The organism is Anaeromonas gelatinilytica (assembly GCF_016820635.1).
Classification (GTDB): Bacteria; Bacillota; Clostridia; order Tissierellales; family SIT17; genus Anaeromonas; species Anaeromonas gelatinilytica.
The window spans coordinates 1-3,308 of sequence record NZ_WSFU01000048.1 but is presented as its reverse complement, the minus strand read 5'-3'; the positions used below and the strand labels follow the sequence as shown (position 1 = coordinate 3,308).

General features: G+C 38.7%; 2 protein-coding genes. Both read left to right on the top strand.

The window, feature by feature from the left end:
- Positions 1-220 precede the first annotated feature (220 nt).
- Complete coding sequence (locus GOQ29_RS03705; protein ID WP_203371290.1) at positions 221-487, top strand: hypothetical protein; 267 nt, start codon at positions 221-223, stop codon at positions 485-487.
- Between the two features lie 101 nt (positions 488-588).
- Positions 589-3,308 (top strand): S8 family serine peptidase (locus GOQ29_RS03700; RefSeq protein ID WP_203371289.1); only part of this gene is annotated, 2,720 nt, incomplete at its 3' end.

Here is a 3,308-nt window from a genome sequence, read left to right as displayed (position 1 = left end):
TGCTCAGGTGCACGTTTTATGCACCGTCGAAGGGAAACTAGGTTTCCCTAGCGAAGCGGACACATTTCTAGTCCGCCTTTTTTATAGATCGATATTTACTGGAAATATCATATTGTAGTTAATATTGAAAAATTGTTTATTTACTTTAAACTATGAGAGGAGGAATTTATCTTGCAAGGAGGTTAATGAATGAATTTTAAAATCTATTTATCGATTGGAGGTGATTACGTCTACTCAGGTTATTAATTTTTGGAAAGGAGAGATTAGCCATGTTATAGTTTATAATTCATTAAAGAAATTAGTTAAATTAGGTTTTGTAGGTGAGGAAAAGATTGGTTATCAGTTAATCATGAATGATTGTATTTTTGCATTTAAACGGTTAGCAGAGAAAAAAGATAGGGATTTTGAGTTTATCCCGCATGTAATTGGCAGTAAGACTTGGACAAGTTATATGATAGTAAAAATGAAATTTAGTTTATCTCGCTAACAATCAATGGGGAATGAAGAAAACCCCTACTGATTGAAAATTTACTTTATGTAGTAGATAAAGAGTTTTTCAAGGTTTAAATTTTGAGAGGAGGAAGAATAATGAGTAAAAGACAAAAAAAGGTTAGAGTATTCAGTATAGTAGCGACTCTATTAATGATCTTTTCACTTATTACACCTGAATTTGTAGGTGCTGAATCGAGTGACAAGGTGAATCTTGCTGTAAACGATTCAAAGGCTTCTATCCAAGCAAAAGTAGATAATAGTTTACTAGATCAATTTGAAAAAGAGGATAAAGTAACATTCTTAATAAAATTTACGGAAAAAGCGGATCCAATGGCGGTAGCTTTAGAGGCCAAAAATAATGCTAAAAAAGCAAACCTTTCTGCTTTGAAACAAGAGTATGCGCAACGCTCTGCAGTTGTTTCTGAATTAAAAGCGACTGCGTTGGAATCTCAACAAAATGTTAAGCAATTTCTTGAACAGGAAGTGGAAAAAGGAAACGCTGAAGATATAGAATCTTATCATATCGTTAACGGTATGGCAGTAACAGCTACGAAAGAGGTTGCTGAAAAGGTAGCTGCTTTTTCAGAAGTTGAGAAGCTTTTACCAAATGAATTACGACAATTAATTACTCCAACTGATACAGCTGACGAACCTGAAAATACGACTCAAGATATTGAATGGAACATAGAACGAATCGGTGCACCGGCAGTTTGGGATATGGGTATTGATGGTCAAGGAACTGTTGTAGCAAATATTGATACAGGTGTTGATTGGGAACATCCTGCATTAGCGGAAAAATATCGTGGAATTGATCCCGTAACTGGAGAAGTAGATCATACGTATAGTTTTTATGATCCAGTAAATGATGAAACAGAGCCGCATGATATTGATGGTCATGGTACACATACAATGGGAACAATGGTTGGTAGTGAAGCTGATGGCTCTAACCAAGTTGGAGTGGCACCAGGTGCGAAGTGGATCGCTGTTCAGGCGTTTACTCCTGATGGAGCATACGATACAGATCTACTTGCAGCAGCAGAGTGGATTTTAGCTCCAGGTGGTGATGTAGCTATGGCACCTGATGTAGTAAATAACTCTTGGGGTGGCGGGCCAGGTCTTAATGAATGGTATCGCGATGCAGTAATTGCTTGGCGTGCAGCTGACATCTTCCCTAGTTTTGCTGCTGGAAATACTACATTAACTAACCCAGGCGGACCAGGGTCAGTTGCTGTACCAGCAAACTATCCAGAGTCATTTGCTGTAGGTGCAACTAATAGCAATGATGATAAGGCTAGCTTTTCTTTAGAAGGGCCATCACCTTATGAAGAAATAAAGCCAGATGTTTCTGCTCCTGGTGAAGGAATTCGTTCTTCTGTTCCTGGTGGAGGTTATGCTGGTTATAGTGGGACATCCATGGCCTCACCTGCAAATGCTGGAGTAGTAGCGCTATTAAGATCTGCTAATGCAGGTTTAGATGTGGATACCCTTGAAGAAATATTAATGAACACAGCTGATTCAGAAGCTGGAACAGATAGTCAGTTCCCAGAATCTCCTAATAATGGATATGGGTATGGAATTATCGATGCATTTGCAGCTGTTTCATCTGTTGTTTCTGGTCTAGGTACCATTGAAGGTCAAGTAACAATGGATGGTGAAGATACAGAAGCACCTACCTTTGAACATGAAGCACCAGTAGAGACATTCAAAGGAATGGATTTAGAGTTAACACTTCAAGTTAGTGATAATATCAGTGTTACTTCTGTTGAGTTACACACTGGTGACCAAGTGTATGAAGCAAGTCGAGTATCTGGTGACTTCCGTGCAGGAGAATATGCTGTAACAGTTCCTGGCAATGCTATTGAAGGAGATTCTTTCACTTATTATTTTGTCATTAATGACTTCGGTAACAATACCGTAACGAGTGAAGAATATGAGGTAGCAGTAAATCCAGGAATTACAGTTGGATATGAGCAAGATTTTGAATCAACTCCAGTAGGTTGGACTTCTTATGGTGACAACGATAGCTGGGAGTGGGGAGAGCCAACATCTGGTCCTGGAGAGGCAGCATCTGGTGAAAAGGTATATGGAACAGTATTGGATGGAGACTATGCTAATTCTTCCGATGATACACTTATGATGCCTCCAATTGATTTACCAGAGGGTGAATCTTACTTACAATTTAACAACTGGTATAGCCTTGAAAGTAACTATGATTATGGCTATGTAAGAATTTCAACTGATCAAGAAAATTGGACAAATTTACAAACCTTTAACGGTAATTCAAATGGTTGGTTAGCAACAGAAGTTGACTTATCTGACTATAGTGGTCAACGAGTTTACATTAGTTTCCACTTTACTTCAGATCTCAGTGTTATGTATCCTGGTTGGTACATTGATGATGTAGCACTATCAGACACTTCTTTAGGGTTAGCAGCTGATGAAACTCCATCAGTTAACGATGTACCTGTCGTAAATAAAGAAAAGGTAAACGTAGCTAATGCAGAGCTAAGCACACCGAAAAATGATAATTCTCAAGCACAAGAGAACGATGATTCTCAAGCACAAGAGAACGAGGTTAATCCTAGTGCAATTCCATTAGGTGCACAAGTTAGTGTTCTTGAAAGTGGTCGTTCCGTAGCAACGAACCCACAAGATGGATCCTATTCATTAATGCATGCTGCTGGTACATTCACAGTAGTAGCAGAATCATATGGATTCTATTCAGACGAACAAACAGTTAATTTGGAAGCAGATGGAACTGCTGAAGCTAATTTCACATTAGAGGAGCTACCACAAGCAACCGTTAGTGGTGCCGT